At 69.4% G+C, this 19,409-nt stretch carries 20 protein-coding genes; 14 read left to right on the top strand and 6 right to left on the bottom strand.

From position 1 onward, the window contains the following. Positions 1–134: 134 nt before the first annotated feature. Both ACWMMN_RS24450 and ACWMMN_RS24445 read left to right on the top strand, forming a co-directional pair. Positions 135–1,517 (top strand): amino acid permease, encoded by a 1,383-nt coding sequence (locus tag ACWMMN_RS24450; protein WP_059240596.1) that lies wholly within the window; start codon positions 135–137, stop codon positions 1,515–1,517. Between the two features lie 213 nt (positions 1,518–1,730). Beyond that, positions 1,731–2,666, top strand: a complete 936-nt coding sequence (locus tag ACWMMN_RS24445) for a universal stress protein (protein WP_174992199.1) — start codon at positions 1,731–1,733, stop codon at positions 2,664–2,666. Between the two features lie 323 nt (positions 2,667–2,989). Here ACWMMN_RS24445 and ACWMMN_RS24440 read toward each other — a convergent pair whose 3' ends face one another. After that, positions 2,990–3,139: a hypothetical protein gene (locus ACWMMN_RS24440; RefSeq protein WP_340624975.1), complete on the bottom strand. Its 150-nt coding sequence runs from the start codon at positions 3,137–3,139 to the stop codon at positions 2,990–2,992. A gap of 37 nt (positions 3,140–3,176) precedes the next feature. Then, positions 3,177–3,611 (bottom strand): hypothetical protein, encoded by a 435-nt coding sequence (locus ACWMMN_RS24435; protein ID WP_059240594.1) that lies wholly within the window; start codon positions 3,609–3,611, stop codon positions 3,177–3,179. Positions 3,612–4,158: 547 nt separating this feature from the next. Between ACWMMN_RS24435 and ACWMMN_RS24430 the strand changes: the two genes are divergently transcribed. Together ACWMMN_RS24430 and ACWMMN_RS24425 are read left to right on the top strand one after the other, a co-directional pair. Beyond that, positions 4,159–4,413: a DUF3562 domain-containing protein gene (locus ACWMMN_RS24430; protein WP_059240593.1), complete on the top strand. Its 255-nt coding sequence runs from the start codon at positions 4,159–4,161 to the stop codon at positions 4,411–4,413. Positions 4,414–4,603: 190 nt separating this feature from the next. Continuing rightward, on the top strand, positions 4,604–6,403 hold the full coding sequence (locus ACWMMN_RS24425; RefSeq protein WP_059240592.1) for a methyl-accepting chemotaxis protein: 1,800 nt from the start codon (positions 4,604–4,606) through the stop codon (positions 6,401–6,403). Positions 6,404–6,433: 30 nt separating this feature from the next. Here ACWMMN_RS24425 and ACWMMN_RS24420 read toward each other — a convergent pair whose 3' ends face one another. Then, positions 6,434–7,480 carry a sigma-54 interaction domain-containing protein gene (locus tag ACWMMN_RS24420; RefSeq protein ID WP_059240591.1) on the bottom strand — a complete coding sequence of 349 codons (1,047 nt, stop codon included), beginning with the start codon at positions 7,478–7,480 and terminating at the stop codon, positions 6,434–6,436. Positions 7,481–7,845: 365 nt separating this feature from the next. Here ACWMMN_RS24420 and ACWMMN_RS24415 point away from each other — a divergent pair, with 365 nt between their 5' ends. The 4 genes from ACWMMN_RS24415 to ACWMMN_RS24400 all read left to right on the top strand — a co-directional run bounded on the left by ACWMMN_RS24415 (position 7,846) and on the right by ACWMMN_RS24400 (position 11,564). Continuing rightward, positions 7,846–9,819, top strand: a complete 1,974-nt coding sequence (locus ACWMMN_RS24415; protein WP_486423234.1) for a hybrid sensor histidine kinase/response regulator — start codon at positions 7,846–7,848, stop codon at positions 9,817–9,819. Positions 9,820–9,851: 32 nt separating this feature from the next. Beyond that, positions 9,852–10,265 carry a BON domain-containing protein gene (locus ACWMMN_RS24410; RefSeq protein ID WP_059240589.1) on the top strand — a complete coding sequence of 138 codons (414 nt, stop codon included), beginning with the start codon at positions 9,852–9,854 and terminating at the stop codon, positions 10,263–10,265. Between the two features lie 80 nt (positions 10,266–10,345). Beyond that, positions 10,346–10,891: a hypothetical protein gene (locus ACWMMN_RS24405; RefSeq protein ID WP_059240588.1), complete on the top strand. Its 546-nt coding sequence runs from the start codon at positions 10,346–10,348 to the stop codon at positions 10,889–10,891. Between the two features lie 49 nt (positions 10,892–10,940). Further along, complete coding sequence (locus ACWMMN_RS24400) at positions 10,941–11,564, top strand: DUF4142 domain-containing protein (RefSeq protein ID WP_174992193.1); 624 nt, start codon at positions 10,941–10,943, stop codon at positions 11,562–11,564. Between the two features lie 6 nt (positions 11,565–11,570). On the opposite strand, the gene ACWMMN_RS24395 is transcribed toward ACWMMN_RS24400, so the two are convergent. The 3 genes from ACWMMN_RS24395 to ACWMMN_RS24385 form a co-directional block, all read right to left on the bottom strand. Next, entirely contained in the window at positions 11,571–12,074 is a 504-nt protein-coding gene (locus ACWMMN_RS24395) for a PRC-barrel domain-containing protein (RefSeq protein WP_486423233.1), read from the bottom strand. A gap of 59 nt (positions 12,075–12,133) precedes the next feature. Then, positions 12,134–12,565 carry a CBS domain-containing protein gene (locus tag ACWMMN_RS24390; protein WP_059240585.1) on the bottom strand — a complete coding sequence of 144 codons (432 nt, stop codon included), beginning with the start codon at positions 12,563–12,565 and terminating at the stop codon, positions 12,134–12,136. 339 nt (positions 12,566–12,904) lie between these two features. Beyond that, the gene (locus ACWMMN_RS24385) at positions 12,905–13,153 is read right to left on the bottom strand and encodes a hypothetical protein (RefSeq protein WP_059240584.1); all 249 of its coding nucleotides are present in this window, start codon (positions 13,151–13,153) and stop codon (positions 12,905–12,907) included. Positions 13,154–13,296: 143 nt separating this feature from the next. Here ACWMMN_RS24385 and ACWMMN_RS24380 point away from each other — a divergent pair, with 143 nt between their 5' ends. The 6 genes from ACWMMN_RS24380 (at position 13,297) to ACWMMN_RS24355 (ending at position 19,385) form a co-directional block, all read left to right on the top strand. Continuing rightward, positions 13,297–13,596, top strand: coding sequence for a hypothetical protein (locus tag ACWMMN_RS24380; RefSeq protein ID WP_486423232.1), 300 nt, complete (start codon positions 13,297–13,299; stop codon positions 13,594–13,596). 93 nt (positions 13,597–13,689) lie between these two features. Next, complete coding sequence (locus ACWMMN_RS24375) at positions 13,690–13,887, top strand: hypothetical protein (protein ID WP_059240582.1); 198 nt, start codon at positions 13,690–13,692, stop codon at positions 13,885–13,887. A gap of 14 nt (positions 13,888–13,901) precedes the next feature. Further along, positions 13,902–14,213, top strand: a complete 312-nt coding sequence (locus ACWMMN_RS24370; RefSeq protein WP_059240581.1) for an ATP-binding protein — start codon at positions 13,902–13,904, stop codon at positions 14,211–14,213. Between the two features lie 203 nt (positions 14,214–14,416). Next, a complete protein-coding gene (locus ACWMMN_RS24365) occupies positions 14,417–15,298 on the top strand; it encodes a MipA/OmpV family protein (RefSeq protein ID WP_059240580.1) in 882 nt (293 codons plus the stop codon). A 95-nt stretch (positions 15,299–15,393) separates the two neighbouring features. Then, on the top strand, positions 15,394–17,088 hold the full coding sequence (locus tag ACWMMN_RS24360) for a VRR-NUC domain-containing protein (protein ID WP_059240579.1): 1,695 nt from the start codon (positions 15,394–15,396) through the stop codon (positions 17,086–17,088). Then, positions 17,085–19,385 carry an ATP-dependent DNA helicase gene (locus ACWMMN_RS24355; protein WP_486424077.1) on the top strand — a complete coding sequence of 767 codons (2,301 nt, stop codon included), beginning with the start codon at positions 17,085–17,087 and terminating at the stop codon, positions 19,383–19,385. Before ACWMMN_RS24360 ends, ACWMMN_RS24355 begins: the two co-directional genes overlap by 4 nt. The last annotated feature ends 24 nt before the right edge of the window (positions 19,386–19,409 follow it).

Below are 19,409 nucleotides of genomic sequence, written 5' to 3'. Positions count from 1 at the left end.
TATCCACGTCGTTTCTTATTTGGAAAATGACAGCGGAGATTATTTCGTTTTCGGCAGCCGAAATCGGCATGAACGGTCGCGCATTGACATCGACACAATGACGGCGGCCCGTTCGCGGCTGCCAGGAGACGGATTTGAAACAACCAGAAGACCAGCTTCACCGCGGGCTGGAAGAACGGCACATCAACCTGATGGCGCTCGGCGCGACGATCGGCGTCGGCCTGTTCCTCGGCTCGGCCACCGCGATTCGTACGGCCGGCCCGGCCATTCTGCTGACCTATCTGCTCGGCGGCATCGCGATCTTCCTGATCATGCGCGCACTCGGCGAAATGGCGATCACCAACCCGGTCGCAGGCGCATTCAGCCGCTACGCGCGCGACTACCTCGGGCCGCTCGCCGGCTACCTGACCGGCTGGACCTACTGGTTCGTGTGGATCGTCACCTGCATGGCCGAAATCACGGCGGTCGGCGTCTACATGCACATGTGGTTTCCCGGCGTGCCGAACTGGATCTGGGCGCTCGCGGCGCTCATGGCGATGGGCTCGGTGAACTTCATCGCGGTCAAGCTGTATGGCGAATTCGAATTCTGGTTCGCGCTGATCAAGATCGTCACGATCGTGCTGATGATCATCGGCGGCGGGCTGATGATCGCGTTCGGCATCGGCAACGGCGGTATCGCGACCGGCATCTCGAACCTGTGGTCGCACGGCGGCTTCGCCCCGAACGGGATCAGCGGCGTGATCGCCGCGCTGCCGATCGTGATGTTCGCGTATCTCGGCGTCGAAATGCTCGGCCTCACGGCCGGCGAGGCGCGCAACCCGGAAAAGTCGCTGACGAAAGCCGTGAACTCGGTGTTCTGGCGCGTGCTGATTTTCTACATCGGCGCGCTGTTCGTGATCATGTCGCTCTATCCGTGGGACCAGATCGGCACGCAGGGCAGCCCGTTCGTGATGACGTTCTCGCGGCTCGGCATCCCGGCCGCCGCCGGCATCATCAATTTCGTCGTGCTGACCGCGGCGCTGTCGTCGTGCAACAGCGGCCTGTTCAGCACCGCGCGGATGCTCTACAACCTCGCGCAGCAAGGCCAGGCGCCGGCCAAGCTCGGCCGGGTGAACCGCAACGGCGTGCCGGTGTATGGCGTGATCGTGTCGGTCGCGCTGCTGCTGATCGGCGTGCTGCTCAACTATCTCGCACCGCAGCACGTGTTCACGTGGCTCACGTCGGTGTCGACGTTCGGCGCGATCTGGACGTGGTGCGTGATCCTGATCGCGCAGATGCGTTTTCGCCGGACGCTGTCGGCCGACAAGGTCGCGCGTCTGCCGATCCGCGTGCCGTTCTATCCGCTCGGGTCGTTCGTCGCGCTCGGGTTTCTCGCGCTGGTCGTCGTGCTGATGGCATTCACGCCCGATACGCGCGTCGCGCTCGTGATCGGGCCGGTATGGATCGTGCTGCTCGGCATCGCGTACGCGCTGTTCTACGCGAACCGTCCGGCCGCCTCGGTGCCGACCAAGTCGTAAGCAGGGCGGGCGGGGTGCCGCGCGATCGTTGATCGCGATCATGCACGCACGGGCCGGACGACCTATGCTGAACGAACGCATCGCTTGTCCGCGCTTCGCGTGGCATCCCGCCGATCCCTGCGATCGCGGCGCCTGTCCGGCCGCCGCGCGCCGCTTCCGCGCGAAGCTCCCGTCGTCGTCCGGCGACGACGCGCACGCACGGAGGCCTTCGCCATGCAGCCTGCCCAGTCCATCCCGACGCTCGCGCGGATCGCGCTGGCTGTCGATTCGACGCCGGAATCCCTGTCCGCCGCGCACTATGCGCGCACGCTGATACGCCCGGGCATGCGATTGCGCATCGTCTGCGCGATCGACAACCCGCGTCTCGTCCTGCCCGACATTCCGCGCATCGACGCGTTGCTGACATCCGCACGCGAGGACATGACACGCGAAGCGCAGGCCATCAGCGCGAAAATCGCGGCGCTGTTCGCCGACAGCGGCGTCGAGGTCGAGCAGGTCATCGTCGATACGTCGGTCACGGGTGGCACGGTTGCCGATGCGCTGGTGAACGATACGTCGACGTGGCACGCGGACGTACTGGTGGTCGGTGCGAATCCGCATCACGGGCTGTTGCGGCTCGTCGAAGGCGCGATGTCGGACACGCTGACCAAACGTGCGCGCTGCGCGTTGCTGATCGTGCCGGCCGCCTATGCGCGGCCGTCGGACGGCACGCTGCAGCGGCTGATGTTCGCGGTCGACGGCAGCGAGCCGTCGCTGCACGCGGTGCACGTCGGGCTCGGGTTCGCCGCGCCGACGACGCTGCTGTATGCGGCGTACGTGATCGATCGCGCGGTTCGTCTGACCGATGTCGTGCCGGTGCGCGCGCTCGAGGACGCCTACCGCGCGGAGGGCGAGGATGCGCTCGCGAAGATCGGCCCGCTGTTCCATGCGACCGGGAATCCGACCAAGCGCGGCGTCGTCGAAACGCATCCGACCAGCGACGACGTGGCCCATGCGCTGATGCGCGATGCCGTGCACTGGCGCGCGGAGCTGCTGGTGGTCGGCACGCATGGCCGCCGCGGCATCGCTGCCTGGCTGATCGGCAGCGTGGCGCGGCGCGTGGCGCACCTCGCACAGGTGCCCGTGCTGCTGGTGCGCGGCGCCGGGTGAATCGCGCGTCGATGCGAGCGAAGCGGGGTTGGATTGACCTGCATCAGAAACGGCACGCACATCGCGTGAGACAGTGACGGAACATCCGGCGACGCAGCCGGTCTGTCGTGCAGGTGCGACGACGACCGCGCATGCCGCGCGCGACGATCCTCGTCGCATTCGACGCCGTCACATCATTTTCGGGAGCCGCGCCGCGCGTTTGTCCGGCGCGTCATCCGACCGGGAACTCTCTGGCACGAGGGTAGGCAGCCGATGGCTGCCTTGGAGGACGGGCGGGGTGCAAGTCACCCCGTCCGCTTTCCGCCTGGCTGGCCCCGTCGGATTCATTTCCCCGCAGGATTTTTTATATGGGCGGCCGCAAGGCGCGGCGCGTCATGGCGCGCGGTCGTGTCGATACGAACCGCGGTGAAGATGCACGCAGGCACACCGGTGCTGCATTCGTGCGGCAGCGACGTCGCGGTGCGCGCGGCCATGGCGCGGCCTCGTGCCGCGCGTTGGCTGCCTGCGCGTTCAGCAGGTACGAAGAATCGATCGCAGGTCGTGACGGCGGGCTGCGCCGCGCCGTACCCGCGAACGCGGGCGTACGACATGCAGTGGCGCGCATGCGCTGCACGTGCGACTGCGCAGACGGTTTGCATGCGGCCAGCCGGGGCGCGCCTTGCGACGTGGCTCCGATACGGCCGGCGCGTCGGCTGCGTTTCGCGCGCAGAGTGCCGCCGCGAATCGTTGCAACGCGAGGACCGACCCCGCGACGCTCTGGTACTTTTCGCGGCCGATCTGCCCGTCGAGCGTGACGAGCAACCCGGCCTCGCGTGCGAGCGCGAGCAAGGTGTCGAGGTCGTCGGGCGGGCGGTTGCCGGCCGACCCGGTCCGGGCGGGCAGGGCGCGCGCGTTGCCCGACGCGCGCCGCTGGCCGTCCCGGCCGGTGAAGTTGCGATGTGCCATGGCTGGTCTCCTGCGCCAGAGACCCCGCGTGCCGGCTCGATGGCCGGCTGGGCGATGTCCCGGTATGAACCTCTCGTTCATGTGATCAGTATCGTGTGGCGGTGGCGCGCTGCCAAGCGGCGCGCGCTGAAGTCGCTGTCAGGAAATTGCGCGACCCGTATCGGAATCCGCTGACACGCGCGGCGGTCGATCGCCCGCTTTGGTCGTTCGCTCCGACGAATGAACGGCGTGCGCAGGGCGTCGCTTGACGCATGATTTCGGCCGGTCTAAGTTTCCCACTGCATCGACGCAGCCCGGCACGCCATTCGCGGCCCGGCGCCGGTGCCGCGCCCCGGGGTGGCGTGGCAGGATATCCAGTCTCGTTCGCGGGCAGTTTGCGCCGCGAATCATGCGCGGCCGGTTCGGGGACGGACCGGCACGGCGGCACGCAACGTGCCATTGATCGCGCGCAAACTCGCGCCGGCGCATCGCACGCCGCGCGGCCGACCCGTCTTTAAGCTTCCAGTACCGTCGTTTTTTCCATTCCTCGACTGTCAGGAGTCCGTCGATGTCCAAGGACAATTTGCTCGATTCACTCAAGGAAGCCGCCGAACAGCGCGCGATCGGCGCGGATCAGTTGCGTGCGATGCTCGACGATGAAGTACGCGCCCTGTCGTCCGGGGCGCGCGTGCACGACTACATCCACGTGTTCGCGATCCGGAACCTGCGCGAACGGATGCGCCAGCGGGACGATTTCGACGCCGACACGCAGGCCGGTGCCGCGCCCACGGACGCCGATCCGCGACCGAGCCATCGTCTGTGAGGAGGGGCCGGGCCCGGTGCCCGATGGGCCCGCAGGCCCCGGCCATCCTGACGATCCGCTGACGGCCGTCAACGTCTTTCGTCATACGTTTCACTGAATTGTCACAACGACCTCAAGTAAGCGGCGCGCGTGCCGTTTACCCGGTGAATTGGTCCACCGGGCGTTCGCGCTCCCTTACCGAGTCGTTGCCATGCTCTCGTCCATTCGCGCCCGCATCCTTGCTGCGTGCGTCGCCATTGTCGTATTCGCGCTCGCCGCCACCACGCTGATCAACTATTTCATCGCGCACTCGTACAACGACGACGCGATCGACCGCAACCTGACCTCCGTCGCGAGCGGCCACGTGGTCGGGATCGCCGACTGGGTCGCCACCCGCAGCCGGATGATCGCGTCGCTGCAGGATGCGGCGCTCGCGCCCGATCCGCTGCCGGTGTTCAAGCAGATGGCCACGGCCGGCGGCTTCACGAACGTCTATGCGGGGTACGCCGACAAGGCGTTCCACTTCTCCGACCCGACCGGTATCCCGCCCGACTACGACCCGACCGGCCGCCCGTGGTACAAGCAGGCCGCGCAGGCCGGCAAGCCGGTCGTCACGCCGCCTTACGTCGATGCCGGCACGGGCAACCTCGTCGTCACGTTCGCGGTACCGATCCTGAAAGACGGCGCGCTGAAAGGCGTCGTCGCCGCGGACGTCTCGATGGACACCGTGATCGCCAACGTGAAGTCGATCCGCCCGACACCTGCGAGCTTCGGGATGTTGATCGACAGCAGCGGGCACGTCGTCGCGCATCCGGACGCGAAGCTCACGCTGAAGCCGGTGGCCGACGTGTCGCCCGAACTCGGCACGCTGGGCGCCGCATCGATCGCAGCCGCGAGCGCGCCGGTCGAGGTGAGCGTCGGCGGGGACGCGAAGCTGGTGCGTGCGAAACCCGTGCCGGGCACCGACTGGTACGCGCTGGTGCTGCTCGACAAGACCGAGGCGACGGCCGGGATGCGCTCGCTGCTGACCGCGTCGCTGATCACGCTGGTCGTGATCGTCGGTATCGCGTCGCTGATCATCGGCGCGATCACCGCCACCGCATTCCGCCGCCTGTCGCAGGTGCGCCAGGCGATGGCCGAGATCGGCTCGGGCGCAGGCGACCTGACGCACCGCCTGCCGGCGGACGGCCGCGACGAAGTGGCCGACATCGCGCGCTCGTTCAACAGCTTCGTCGACAAGCTGAACGACGTGATGCGCCAGATCCGCGACGCCAGCGAATCGGTGCGCACGGCCGCGAACGAGATCGCGGCGGGCAACCAGGACCTGTCGTCGCGCACCGAATCGGCAGCGGCGAGCCTCGAGGAAACGGCGGCATCGATGGAAGAGATCACCGCGACCGTCGGCCAGTCGGCGGCAGCCGCCGGCCAGGCCGACGAACGCGCGGCGGCCGCGTCGCGGATCGCGTCGCACGGCGGCGTGGTCGTGTCGGACGTCGTCGCGACGATGGAGAAGATCGAGGAAGCGTCGGGCCGGATCGGCGACATCATCGGTGTAATCGACGGGATCGCGTTCCAGACCAACATCCTCGCGCTGAACGCGGCCGTCGAAGCGGCACGCGCAGGCGAGCAGGGCCGCGGCTTCGCGGTCGTCGCGCAGGAGGTGCGCAGTCTCGCGCAACGCAGCGCACAGGCCGCGCGCGAAGTGAAGGTGCTCGTCGAATCGACGGTCGCGAGCGTGTCGGCCGGGTCCGGGCAGGTGCGCCAGGCCGGCGACACGATGCGCGAGATCGTGTCCAACGTGTCGAACGTGACGACCATCATCTCCGAGATCACGCACGCGGCGAACGAACAGACGCGCGGCATCCAGGAAGTGAACCGCGCGGTGACGCAGCTCGACGAAATGGTCCAGCAGAACGCGGCGCTCGTCGAACAGTCGACCGCTGCCGCCACGGCGCTGCAGTCCCAGGCGAATGCGCTGGCGACGACGGTCGGGCAGTTCAAGGTCGCGTAACGCGGCCAGGCGGGGGCGCGGCCGCGCCGCTCAGGAGCGGCCGCCGTCGCGCATCAGCGCGAGCCGGTTGTAGAGCGTCTTCAGGCTGATGCCGAGCGCCTTCGCCGCGCGCGGCTTGTTGCCGTCGAAATGGCGCAGCGTCGCCGCGATGAAGCGCTGCTGCGCATGATGCAGCGTCGCGCCGAGCGGCAGCGCCATCGCGCTCTCCGACGTGCGGTCGGGCGGTATCGTCTGCTTCGGCAGCGCGACGTCGATGCCGTCGTCCGACAGGATGTACGCGCGCTCGATCGCGTTGTGCAGCTCGCGCACGTTGCCGGGCCACGGGTACGCGCGCAACGCCGCGATCGCCGCGTCGGTCAGCCGTTTGTGCGAGCTGTGCCGCGCGTTCAGCGACTCGACGAACTCCTGCGCGATCGTCTCGACGTCGCCGTCGCGCTGGCGCAACGGCGGCACATAGAGCGCGAACGCGGCGAGCCGGTAGAACAGATCCTCGCGCAGCCGGCCGTCGCGCACAGCTTCGGCCGGGTTGTGGCGGGTGGCCGACACGATGCGCACGTCGAGCGGAATCGGCTCGGTGCCGCCCACCCGCACGATCGCATTCGACTCGATCGCCCGCAGCAGCTTCACCTGCAGCGCCGCGGGCATTTCCGCGATCTCGTCGAGCAGCAGCGTGCCGCCGCGTGCAGCTTCGAAGAATCCTTCCCGCTGCGCGATCGCGCCGGTGAAACTGCCTTTCTCGTGCCCGAACAGTTGCGACTCGGCAATATCGGGCGGGATCGCACCGCAGTTCACGGGCACGAACGGGCCATCGCGCCGCGCACTGAGATCGTGCAGTCGGCGCGCGACGATATCCTTCCCGACCCCGCTTTCGCCGGCAATCATCACGCTGGCGCGGGTCGGCGCGATCTTCTCGATGCGGCCGATCAGCATGCGCATCGCGGCGGAACGGCCGGACAGCCGGCGTCCGTCTGCGCGTTGCTTCGACCGGTTTGCGGTTTCAACCATCGGTATCGGGGGGAACGGCGGGCCGTTTTGAAAATCGGCATCGCACGTTCCGTTCATTGCAATATTTATCATCGACAGCGAAACGACCGCGAAGGTGCCGCTGTATAGAAAATTCCAATGTGTGCGGCGGGGACGGAAGAGGGCGTCCATCGGTCTTTTCGCGTACGGAGCCGTACCGGTGCGTTTTTACAGAGACCCGATGAAAAAGCCGGTCACGGCCGCATTGCGCCGGGAGGGCCGGCGCCGTCGATCGCTGCATGCCTTTTCCATGCCCCGACGGACAACCGGCGCGACGCACCGTCCGGCCATTTGGCGCCCGCGCCGGGCATAGCGTTTGCTGATGCCACCAAGCCCGCCCGGCACGCTCGACGGCATGCCGGATGGCCGACACACGGCGTGACGCCGTGCGACGGGAGCCGGCGCGAGGCAAGGATGCGATGAGGAACCTGACCCGTGAGCTGTTACGGCAGGGTGCATGGGTCGTGCTGGCCGTCGGGCTGGCGTCCGCGCTGCAGGCGTGGGCGATTCGCGCCGTCGGCGAGCACGCGCCGTTTGCGCCGCTGCCTTTCTATGCAGGCGTGGCCGCTGCCGCATGGCTGACGTCGTTCGGCGGCGGCCTGGCCGCGATCGGCGCGAGCGTGGCCGTGATCGGCACGCTGTGGTGGCGCGATATCCCGCCGGCCGCGCTGCTCGTGCACGCCGGCACGTTCGTCGCGACCGGTTTCGCCGAGTGCGTGCTCGTGATGACCGTGAAGCCGCTGCTGGCGGACGATCGCCTGCATGCCATCGATGACGACGGCGACGACGCCGAACGCGCGCCGCATCGCGAACCCGTGCCCGCCGCGCGCGTGCCGGACGACAGTGTGTTGCGCCGGGTGGTCGACGCGTCGCCCGACGCGATCGTCGGCGTCGATGCCGCGCTGCGGATCACGAGCTGGAATCCGGCTGCCCGGCGGATCTTCGGCATCGACGCGGCGCAGGCCGCCGGACGCGACGTCGCCACGATGATCGCGCCGCGCTGGTTGCGGCGGTATCCGGTGCCGGTGTCGTTCGCCGACATGCAGGCGCCGATCGGCCCCCTCGACGTGCTGTGCGTGCGCAGCGGCGGCGGCCGGTTCCGCGCCACCTTCGCTGCTTCGCCGATCGTCGATGCGCACGGCAACTGCACGGGCCTGTCGATGACGCTGCGCGAAGCGCGCGAACGCCGCCGCGGCGAGCGGCGCGACCTGCGCCGCGCACGCGATGCGCGCATGCAGGCCGACGCGTCGAACCGGCTCAAGGACGAGTTGCTGGCCACGGTGTCGCACGAACTGCGCACACCGTTGAACGTGATCTACGGCTGGGTCGAGGTGCTGCGCAACGTCGACGGTCACGGGCTCGCCGAACAGGCGGTCGACGCAATCGATCGCAGCGCGCGGTCGCTGTCGCTCATGGTCGCCGACCTGCTCGACGCGTCGTCGCTCGCGACGGGCCGGCTGCGCCTCGAACGCGTGCCGGTCGATCTCGTGCGGGTCGTGGGCGATGCCGCGCGCGAACTCGACGCAACGGCGCAGGCGAACGGGCTCGAGCTGTCGACCGAGCATGCGATGCCGACCTGCGTGATTCCGGCCGACGGCGAGCGCGTGCGCCAGGTGCTGTCCAACCTGCTGTCGAACGCGATCAAGTTCACGCCGCCAGGCGGACGCATCACCGTGTCGCTGACGCGGGCGGGCGAGCGTGTGCGGCTGTCGGTCGCCGACACGGGGCAAGGCATTGCGCCGGAATACCTGCCGCACCTGTTCGAGACATTCAGCCGGCCCGAGGGCGCGTTCGCGTCGCCGAAACGCGGGCTGGGCCTCGGCCTGTCGATCGTGCGCAACATCGCGCAGTTGCACGGCGGCGACGTCGTCGCGACGAGCGAGGGCGCCGGGCGCGGGACGACCGTGACGGTCACGCTGCCGGCCGGCTGGGACACCGACGATCCGGCCGGGAATTTCGCGCGCCCCGCAGGGGCCTCGGACACGCTGACGCTCGACGGCCAGCGCGTGCTCGTCGTCGACGACGACGCCAGCTCGCGCGCGAGCCTCGCCGTGGCGCTCGAAACGATGGGCGCGCAGGTGTCGACCGCGCAATCGGGACACGACGCGCTCGATGCGGTGGCACGGCATCCGCCGAGCGTCGTGCTGTCGGATCTCGCGATGCCGGACGGCGACGGTTTCTGGCTGCTCGACCGCATCCGCCATTTGCCGGACGGCGGCGGGCATCTGCCGGTCGTTGCCGTCACCGCGCATGCCGGCAACGCCGACCGCCATCGCGTAATGGCCGCCGGCTTCGACGCGTATCTGTGCAAGCCGGTCGACATGCCGACGCTCGCGAGCGTGATCGTCGACGTCGCGCCGGACGATGTGCACGGCGGGAAAGGGCGCGGCTGAGCGCCCGGTCACACTGGAGCAAAGGAGGCCCGATGGATGCAACGAAAACCATGCGGCGCGACGGCACGGGCCGCAAACCAGCTCGACCGAAGCGCATGACGCCGGTCGTGTCGATCGCGAGCATGCTGATGCTGTCGTGTGCAGGGTTCGCGGCGGCACCCGGCCAGGCATCGGCCGAGGAAGGCGTCGGCGCGAAGCTCGCGAACCAGGCGTCGGCGGTCGGCGGCCAGATCCGCGACGCGACGCTCGCGTCCCGTGTGAGGGCGGCGCTCGTCGCTGAACGCGGGCTGGCGTCCGGCGACATCGATGTCCAGGTTCGCCATCGCGTCGCCGAACTCACGGGCAGCGTGCCCGACGAGCGACAACGTGCGACCGCGCTCCGCGTCGCGCACGACGTCGACGGCGTGAGCGGCGTGCGCGACAGGCTGCAGATCCGCCGGAAGTAACGGGATGCGCGGGGCAGCGCCAGGCCGAGCGGGCGTCGCGCGCCCGCGGCCCGGCGTGTCGCCGGGCAGGAGGGCGCGACATGGACACCATCATCGCGGGCCGATTTTCGCGGCTCGAACAGGCGGAACGCTGCGCGGAGCAACTGCGCGGCCACGTCATGCAGCGTGACGACGTCAAGGTTTTCTTTCTCGATCCGCCTGGCCAGCACGCGCTGTTCCGGCTCGGTGGCGATGCCTGTGCAGACACCGCCGCGCGGCCGGGCCGCATCGGTGCGCTGGAAGGCGTGGCCATCGGCGCGCTCGCCGGGCTTGCCGGAGCCGCGCTGCTCGACCTGGGTGGGCTGCATTCGCCGCACGTGTGGATCGGTGTGCCGCTCGTCGGCGGTTACGTCGGCGCATTGTGCGGTGCGCTCGGCAGGATGCGTGGCGATGCGCCCGAGGGCCACGGCGCGCTGAAGCAGCGCGAGAACGGCGTCGGGCTGGCCGCGCATGTGACGCGGCGCACGATCGCGTTCGCGGAGCGGACGATGCTCGCGGCCGGTGCGCTGTCGGTGGAGCGTACCGAGGGCGCGTGGCACAACGGCGCATGGACCGATTTCTTTTCGTCGTCCCGGCGGCCCGCGTGACGGCAACCCGCGCGGCCGGCCCGCTCCGTCGCGAAACCGCGAGGCCCGAATGACAACGAACCGGAAAAGGCGCCACGGTCGCCGCCGGGCGGCAATCGCACTGGCGGCCCTCGTTGGCGCTCTGGCCTTCGCGCGTTCGCACGCGCAGACGCCGCCCGCTTCGTCGGTGCAGGTCGCACCGGGTATCGTCCGCCCCGGCACGACCGCCGACGAGGCCGGCATGACGCAGCGGCCGACCGGCATCGATGCGGAGTTCGTCGACAAGGCCGGCATGCTCGACAAGGTCGAGCGGCAGGCCAGCCAACTGGCGCTCGACCGCTCGTCGAATCCTGACGTGAAGGCGTTCGCGCGCCGGATGGTCGACGATCACGCCCGCATCGCCGGCGATTTGCGGCAGCTCGGCACGCAAAAGGGCGTGCCGGTCCAGGCGCGGATGCTGGTCGATCCGGCCGTCACGGCGTTGCGAACGAAGGATGGTCATGCGTTCGACGCGGCGTATGTTGCGCTGGCGGGCCCGCGTGCGCACGAGTCGGCGATCCGGCTCTACGAAACCGAAGCGCGAATCGGCCGCGACCCGCAGCTGCGCGCATTCGCGGCCGGCACGCTGCCGACGCTGAACGCGCATCTGGCCGCCGCGCGGCAACTCGCGCGGACGATCGCGGCCGCGCACTGACCCGCGTCAACGTTGCCGCTTGCCGTTCTCGGGACCGTCCGGCGACGCCTCGTGCGGCGGCGAGTCGAGCGCCGTTTCGCCTTCCTCGATCAGCCAGTACGGCGCACTGCCGTAATACGCGTGCAGCGCGCCGGCCCAGTCCGGATCGGCCATCGCCGGCCAGCGGTCGCGGTCGAAGCCGGGTGCGTCGCGCACGTGCGCGGTCGCCACCGGCAGCACGAAGCATTTGCGCTCGATGTCGAGCACGAGCGCGTTCCACGGCACCGCGAGCAGCTTGTCGCCGAGCCCGCGCACGCCGCCCGACCCAACCACCGCATACGCGATCCGGCCGGATCGCACGTCGAGCATGATGTCGGCGACGTTGCCGATGTCGTCGCCATCCATCGTCAGCACGCGATCGCCGACGAGCGTGCGGGCCGCCATCACGTCGGGCCCGGGGCCGCTGCCGGCCGCGCCGCGGCGTTCGCCGACGATGCGCGTGTCGTCACGCGGCATTCTGTCCGTTGTCATCGAAAACCTCCTGGTCGAAGCGGCACCGCGGCGGCCCGCGCGAAACGAGCAGGCGCCGGTCAGCGCCGCCGCGGCAGCGACACGTCCTCGAGCGTATTGGCCAGTTCGTCGCGCTCGGGGCCGCCCGCGCGCGTCGCGATGTCGCCGAGCGACACCATGCCGACGAGCCGCAGGCCGCGGTCGAGCACGGGCAGGCGATGCAACTGCACATCGGCCATCCGCTGCTGGACGTCGCCGACACCGTCATCCTCGACGCACCACTGCACGGGCGTGGACGCGACGGCCTGTACGGGTGTATCGGGCGAATGGCCGTGCGACAGCCCGCGTATCGCGAGATCGCGGTCGGTCACGATCGCGACGAGTCCGGTGCCGTCGCAAACGGGCAGCACGCCGATATCGAAGCGCTGCATCAATTCGGCCGCATGCCGAATCGTGTCGGTCGGCGCGACGCACACCACGTCGCGCGACATGATCTCGTTGACGCGATACATGAGCGCCTCCTTTGTGAGCGAGACGATTCGGGAGCAGATTGCGTGCCGCGCGCGCGCCGTGCACGCCGGGCCTCGACGGCCGGGCGACGGAGAAATTTGCCAGCCCGCTTGTACATCTTCCACGGCGGCAGCCATGGGCGGGCGGTGCGGGACGTCAGTGGCCGATGCCCGTCATCACGACGATCACCAGTACCACCGCGCTCTCGATGGCGGCCAGTGCAGCGACGCCGGCGGCGCCGCTGATTTCATGCCATCTGCGTTCAAGGCGTTTCATCGGTTCACTCCGGATTGCTCCGGCGCGCGCATGCGCCGCCGCGCACTGCGGGCCGGTTGCCGCCGTCAGCCGTGATCGCGGGGCGGTGAAGGGACGTGCGGCGCGCGACGGTCCTGCTCGCCGGACGGTCTGGCGGGGTCGATACGGGTCGCACCGCCCACGGCGGGCGGGTCGCTGGCCGGAAACGTCTCCTCGAGGCCTTCGTCGATGCGCTCCTCCGTCTTGTCTTCGGACGGCGGGCGGGACGTGGCGATCCGGAGCAGTCCGGCAGCCGGTGACACGGCGTCGTGGCGGCCGGTGGCGTAAACGGTCATGGTCGAACCTCCTTGGTCGTGACTGCAGGCGCAAGCGCCGTGCCGGCGACGCAGCAGCGGCACGACGCTCGCGCGCCGGGGGCGCCGGGCCGGTACGCAGGCCATGCGTCGCGCGCCGTCGGCATGGACGAGAGGACATCGTGATGCATGCATCCAGGGAAAGGATACGTTACGACGCGAACGTATGCGGCGGCGATTTCGGCCACGTGCGCGGGCGCTTCGACGCGTGGAAGCGCGAATCGCGGGTCTGTCGGCCCGAACGGCGCCTGTTCGACGGCAGGGACGGAGGACGCGAACTGACCGACACCGTCTACGACGGCCCGGAGCGCGCACAGCGGGCGCTCGCCGCGCAATGCGTGCCGTCCGCCCGGTTCGCGGTCGCGGTGCCGCTGACCGCGGACGGCCGCGCGATGTGGCCGGTGATGGCGGCCTACGGCGACTGAACGCGCCGGCCGATGTTCACGGTGCGGCAGCGGGCACGCCGCTTGCGCGCGATCGCGACGCCATCGAGAGGCGCGCCGTCGCGCAGGAGTGACATGAAGATGCGATCCACGCTGCACCGCCCCGAGCCGACGACACCCGACGTCGACCCGGACCCGCCGCCGCCCGGGCACGACGATCCGGTCGATCCGCCCGTGCCGGAAGGGTTGCCGCAAGGCGACCCGCCGTCGCATCCGCCGCCGATGCGGATGCCGGGCGGGAACGGTGCGCCACGACTGCCGCACGAACACTGAAAAGGAGGACCGTCATGGACATTCACGTGCAATCGCCAGACAAGCGCGCGATCGCTCAGGTGCTGGGCCGCTATTTCGAATCGCGTTCGCTGCGCTATCACATCGAGGAATTGCCGGGCGGCGTGCTGCAGATCGGCTTTCGCGCCAGCGGCCGCCCGGTCGCCGTCACCGTTTCGTTCGACGATGCCGCGTACGACACCTACACGCACTGGGACGCCAGCCAGAAACAGCTCGCGCTCGGACGGCTCGCCGACGGCTTCACGCGGATGATGTCGTCGCGCAGTCCGGCCACGCCGGCTGGCGACTATCACGTCGAACGTTTCTGATTCCGCAATCAACGACCGTCTCATGCCGGAATCCGGCAATGTGCCCGCCCACAACGGGCGCTTTGCGTCTGCGCGCGTGTCGCGTAGGATGTCCGTTAATTCAGCGCACGCTACGTTCGCGCAGCAGGCTGCCCGCTGTTGCAGCCGATGAAGCGCGACGCGCTTTCCTTCAGGTTCGTTTCGCGCAACCGACGGAGACCGCCTTGACCACAGTTGCTCGCCCGTTGCTGTCCCCCGGCGCACGCCGGTTCGTATCCGGCCTGTCGGCATGCGCGGCGCTCGCCGCGGCCGGCGCCCGCGACGCGTCGGCCCAGACACCTTCGCCGCTCGGCGAGTGGCAATACTCGGCGGGCGTGCCGCTCGAGAAACTGTTCGACCCGACCATCTCCACCTGGCAGGTCAGCGTCGGCGCCGCGATGACGCTGCAGCCGCGCTATGCGGGCTCCGACCGCTATCGCGTGATGGGCGGCCCGAATTTCGACATCCGCTATCGCGACCTGTTCTTCCTGTCGACGGGCGAAGGGTTGGGCGCGAACGTGCTGCGCGGGCCGAACTGGCGCGTGAGCCTGTCGGTCGGCTATGACCTCGGGCGCCGCTCGGCCGACGATCTCGGCCACCTGAACGGCCTCGACAACATCAATGCGGCACCCGTGATGAAGCTGGCGGCCGATTACGTGATCTCGAAGGAATTCCCGCTGGTGCTGCGCGCGGACGTCCGGCGCAGCATCGGCGGCTCGAACGGCTGGACCGGCGATTTCTCCGCGTACATGCCGATGCCGGGCAGCAACGAAAACTTCTTCTGGTTCGCCGGGCCGACCGTGTCGTTCGCCGATTCGCGTTACATGAACAGCTGGTTCGGCGTAAGCCAGGGCGCCGCCGCGCGCTCGGGGCTGCCGGCCTACTCGTCGGGGGCGGGGATCAAGTCGGCCGGCCTCGGCGTGACGATGGTGTGGTTCGTGAACAAGCACTGGTTCGTCACGATGGACGGCGCGATCGAGCAGCTCGTCGGCCGCGCGGCGCGCAGCCCGATCACGCAGCAGTCGACCAACGGCGTGTTCGACATGTCGGTGAATTACCAGTTCTGACCGGGGCGGGCAGCGGAGGGCAGATGCCGCACACGGCATCTGCCGTCACATTTGATATGATTCGAACCTGTACAAATGTACAGTGATCGATTTCCGTGACGCCTGCCTCGCCGACGCCCCCGGCGTTTTACTACCTGACCAATTTCGAACGCGCGCTGGCCTGGCTCGGCGAGCGTTACGACGACCTGTTCGACGCGCACGAGCACGCGTTCGTCCGGCAGTTCGCGACCTTGCCGCAGGCGTCGCGCGCGCTGCTCGTGCGGATGCTGATGCGCAACGGGTCCGACTTCCGCGCCAGCAAGCTCGTGTACGACGAAATCGGCTGCACGCTCGACGCGGCCGCGCCGCTCGTCGAACTCGGCTGGGTCGACCCGGCGCCCGCACTCACGCTCGACGAATTGTTCGCGCTGTCGACCAAGGCCGACCTGCTGCGCATCTTCCCGGCGCTCGCCGCGCATGCGGGCGAGCGCAAGCCCGAATGGCTCGAGCGGCTGCGGCCCGCGCACGACACCGCGCAGCCGCTCGACGCGTGGTGCGCGCAGGCCGGCGACCGCGTGCTGCGCGTGACGGTCGGCGCGCTGTGCGACCGGCTGCGGCTGATGTTCTTCGGCAATCTGCATCAGGACTGGAGCGAGTTCGTGCTTGCCGATCTCGGCGTGTTCCAGTACGAAAGCGTGCCGATCGCGCCGTCGTCGCGCGCGTTCCAGCAGCGTGGCGACGTCGACGCGTATCTTGCGCTGCAGATGTGCCGCGACGCGCTCGACGTGTGGCCCGACGATCTGCCGTTCGACGACCTGATGCGCGCGATCGACGCGGCCGGCTGCGCACAGCCGTGGCTCGCGACGCGCCGTGCGAAGCTGCTGTTCGCGCTCGGGCAGACCTGCGAGCGCCGTGCCGACTGGGATGCCGCGCTCGACGCGTACGCGCGCAGCGCGTGGCCCGGCAGCCGCCACCGGCGCATCCGCGTACTCGAACGCGGCGGGCGCGACGACGAGGCGCTCGCGCTGGCGCTCGATGCACGCGCCGGTTTCGAGAGCGACGAGGAACGCCAGCGCGTCGAGCGCATGCTGCCGCGTCTGCAGCGCCGCGCAGGCCAGCGCGTCGAACGCGCGGCCGCAGCGGCCGACGTGCCGCGCGAGACGCTCGTGCTCGCCCGTCCCGACGCGTTCGTCAACGTCGAATTCGCGGTGCGTGACCATCTCGCGGAGCCCGCTTCGCCGGTCCATTACGTCGAAAACACGCTGATCAACTCGCTGTTCGGGCTGCTGTGCTGGGAGCCCGTGTTCGCGGCCGTGCCCGGCGCGTTTTTCCACCCGTTCCAGCGCGGCCCGGCCGACCTGCACGCGCCCGATTTCGGCGCGCGCCGGGCGGCTGCATTCGACGCATGCTTCGCGCAGCTCGATTCGGGCGCGTACCGCGACACGATCCGCCGCCATTTCGCGACGAAGGCAGGGCTGCAATCGCCGTTCGTGTTCTGGGGCGTGCTGACCGACACGCTGCTCGACGAAGCGCTCGCGTGCCTGCCGCCCGAGCACCTGCGGCTGTGGTTCACGCGCCTGCTCGCCGATATCCGCAGCAACCGCTCGGGACTGCCCGATCTCGTCCGCTTCTGGCCCGGCGAACGCCGCTACGAGCTGATCGAGGTCAAAGGGCCCGGCGACCGCCTGCAGGACAACCAGACGCGCTGGCTCGCGTATTGCATCGCACACGGCATGCCGGTGCGCGTCGTCGATGTCGAGTGGGCCGGCGAGGGCGTCGCGTACGCCGAAGCGGCAGGGCTGTCCGCATGAGCTACGTCGTCGCGGTGCGGGCGATGTGCGAGTTCACCGCGCGGCGCGGCGACCTCGACCTGCGCTTCACGCCCGCGCCCACGGCGCTCGAAGGCATCGCCGGCCACGGCGCGGTCACGTCGAAGCGCGGCGCGCGCTACGAAACCGAAATCGCGCTGACGGGCACGTGGGGCACGCTCACCGTGCGCGGCCGCGCGGACGGCTACGATCCGGTCGCGAACCGTCTCGAGGAAATCAAGACCTACCGCGGCAGCCTCGACGCGATGCCGGACAACCACCGCGCGCTGCACTGGGCACAGGCGAAGGTCTATGCGCACCTGATGTGCGACGCGCGCGGCCTCAAGGAAATCGACGTCGCGCTCGTGTATTTCGACATCGTGTCCGAACGCGAGACCAAGCTGACGGAAACGCTGGATGCCGGCACGCTCGCGACGTTCTTCGCCGAGCAGTGCGCGTGCTTCGTCGGCTGGGCCGAGCGCGAGACGGCCCATCGCGCGGCGCGCGATGCGGCGCTGCGCGCGCTCGCGTTTCCGCACGGGCGGTTCCGCAGCGGCCAGCGCGAACTGGCGGTCTCGGTCTATCGCGCCGCACGCGACGAACACTGCCTGATGGCGCAAGCGCCGACCGGCATCGGCAAGACGCTCGGCACCGTGTTTCCGATGCTGAAGGCGTGCGGCGAGGGCGAGCTCGACCACGTGTTCTTCCTGACCGCGAAAACGCCCGGCCGCGCGCTCGCACTCGAAGCGGCGACGACGCTCGGCGCCGGCACGCCCGCGCTGCCGTTGCGCGTGCTGGAACTCGTCGCGCGCGACAAGGCGTGCGAGCATCCGGACAGCGCGTGCCACGGCGAATCGTGTCCGCTCGCGAAAGGCTTCTACGACCGGCTGCCCGCCGCGCGCGATGCGGCGATCGAGGCCGGGCTGCTCGATCGCGATGCCGTGCGTACGGCCGCGCTCGCGCACGACGTCTGTCCGTACTACCTGTCCCAGGAACTCGCGCGCTGGTCGGACATGGTGATCGGCGACTACAACTACTACTACGACGGCAGCGCGATGCTGCATACGCTCGCGCAGCAGAACCAGTGGCGCGTCGGCGTGCTGGTCGACGAAGCGCACAACCTGCTCGACCGCGCGCGCAAGATGTACAGCGCGTCGCTCGATCCGTTCGCGTTCGCGGCCGCACGCGAAGCCGCGCCGACGGCGCTGCGCAAGGCATTCGACCGGCTCGCCCGCGCGTGGGGCACGGTCAATCGCGCGCAGACCGAGCGCTATGCGGCCTATCCCGATGTCCCGGGCCCGATCGTGTCGGCCGTGCAGAACCTCGTCGCGGCGATCGGCGAACACCTGACCGACGCGCCGCGCGCGAACGGCGACGCGCTGCTGCGGTTTCATTTCGAGGCGATCCAGTTCGGCGTGCTCGCCGAAGCCTTCGACAGCGCCTCGATCTTCGACGCAACCCTGCATGGCGAGCCGATGCCGCGCCAACCGGCGCTCGACGGGGTCGTATCGGCGAATCGACGCCGCCGCGTCCAGTCGACGCTGTGCGTGCGCAACGTGATCCCTGCCGGTTTCCTGGCGCCGCGCTACGACGCCGCGCGCGCGACCGTGCTGTTCTCGGGCACGCTGAGCCCGTTCCATTTCTACCGCGACACGCTCGGGCTGCCTGGCGATACGGGCTGGCTCGACGTCGACGGGCCGTTCCGCGCCGAACAACTGACGGTACGCGTCGCGAGCCACGTGTCGACGCGCTGGCGCGACCGCGACCGGTCGCTCGAACCGATCGCCGACCTGATCGCGGCGCAATACGCGACACGGCCCGGCAACTACCTCGGTTTCCTGAGCAGCTTCGACTACCTCGGGCGCGTGGTTGCGCTGATGCAGACGCGCCATCCGGACGTGCCCGTGTGGGCACAGGCGCCCGGCATGGCCGAAAGCGAGCGCGACGCGTTTCTCGCGCGCTTCGACGCAGGCGGGCGGGGCGTCGGCTTCGCGGTGCTGGGCGGGGCGTTTTCGGAAGGTGTGGACCTGGTCGGCGAACGGCTGATCGGCGCCTTCATCGCGACGCTCGGGCTGCCGCAGGTCAACGACGTCAACGAGCAGATGCGGCAAGCGATGGAGGCGCGCTTCGGCAACGGTTACGACTACATGTACCTGTATCCGGGCTTGCAGAAGGTCGTGCAGGCTGCCGGGCGCGTGATCCGCACCGAGCATGACGAAGGCGTCGTGCACCTGATCGACGACCGTTACCGAAGGCGCGAAGTGCGCGACCTGCTGCCGCGATGGTGGCGAATCGGGTGACGGTCAAGGCGAGGCCGCCTGCCG

The organism is Burkholderia cepacia complex sp. TUM26381 (assembly GCF_057439935.1).
This window is presented reverse-complemented; position numbering and strand designations above follow the sequence as displayed.

Excerpts from the sequence above, each read along its gene's own strand:
- ACWMMN_RS24445 (WP_174992199.1), top strand. The coding sequence starts at position 1,731 with ATGCAGCCTGCCCAGTCCATCCCGACGCTCGCGCGGATCGCGCTGGCT.
- ACWMMN_RS24440 (WP_340624975.1), bottom strand. The coding sequence starts at position 3,139 with ATGGCCGCGCGCACCGCGACGTCGCTGCCGCACGAATGCAGCACCGGT.
- ACWMMN_RS24435 (WP_059240594.1), bottom strand. The coding sequence starts at position 3,611 with ATGGCACATCGCAACTTCACCGGCCGGGACGGCCAGCGGCGCGCGTCG.
- ACWMMN_RS24430 (WP_059240593.1), top strand. The coding sequence starts at position 4,159 with ATGTCCAAGGACAATTTGCTCGATTCACTCAAGGAAGCCGCCGAACAG.
- ACWMMN_RS24425 (WP_059240592.1), top strand. The coding sequence starts at position 4,604 with ATGCTCTCGTCCATTCGCGCCCGCATCCTTGCTGCGTGCGTCGCCATT.
- ACWMMN_RS24420 (WP_059240591.1), bottom strand. The coding sequence starts at position 7,480 with ATGATAAATATTGCAATGAACGGAACGTGCGATGCCGATTTTCAAAAC.
- ACWMMN_RS24415 (WP_486423234.1), top strand. The coding sequence starts at position 7,846 with ATGAGGAACCTGACCCGTGAGCTGTTACGGCAGGGTGCATGGGTCGTG.
- ACWMMN_RS24410 (WP_059240589.1), top strand. The coding sequence starts at position 9,852 with ATGGATGCAACGAAAACCATGCGGCGCGACGGCACGGGCCGCAAACCA.
- ACWMMN_RS24405 (WP_059240588.1), top strand. The coding sequence starts at position 10,346 with ATGGACACCATCATCGCGGGCCGATTTTCGCGGCTCGAACAGGCGGAA.
- ACWMMN_RS24400 (WP_174992193.1), top strand. The coding sequence starts at position 10,941 with ATGACAACGAACCGGAAAAGGCGCCACGGTCGCCGCCGGGCGGCAATC.
- ACWMMN_RS24395 (WP_486423233.1), bottom strand. The coding sequence starts at position 12,074 with ATGACAACGGACAGAATGCCGCGTGACGACACGCGCATCGTCGGCGAA.
- ACWMMN_RS24390 (WP_059240585.1), bottom strand. The coding sequence starts at position 12,565 with ATGTATCGCGTCAACGAGATCATGTCGCGCGACGTGGTGTGCGTCGCG.
- ACWMMN_RS24385 (WP_059240584.1), bottom strand. The coding sequence starts at position 13,153 with ATGACCGTTTACGCCACCGGCCGCCACGACGCCGTGTCACCGGCTGCC.
- ACWMMN_RS24380 (WP_486423232.1), top strand. The coding sequence starts at position 13,297 with ATGCATGCATCCAGGGAAAGGATACGTTACGACGCGAACGTATGCGGC.
- ACWMMN_RS24375 (WP_059240582.1), top strand. The coding sequence starts at position 13,690 with ATGAAGATGCGATCCACGCTGCACCGCCCCGAGCCGACGACACCCGAC.
- ACWMMN_RS24370 (WP_059240581.1), top strand. The coding sequence starts at position 13,902 with ATGGACATTCACGTGCAATCGCCAGACAAGCGCGCGATCGCTCAGGTG.
- ACWMMN_RS24355 (WP_486424077.1), top strand. The coding sequence starts at position 17,085 with ATGAGCTACGTCGTCGCGGTGCGGGCGATGTGCGAGTTCACCGCGCGG.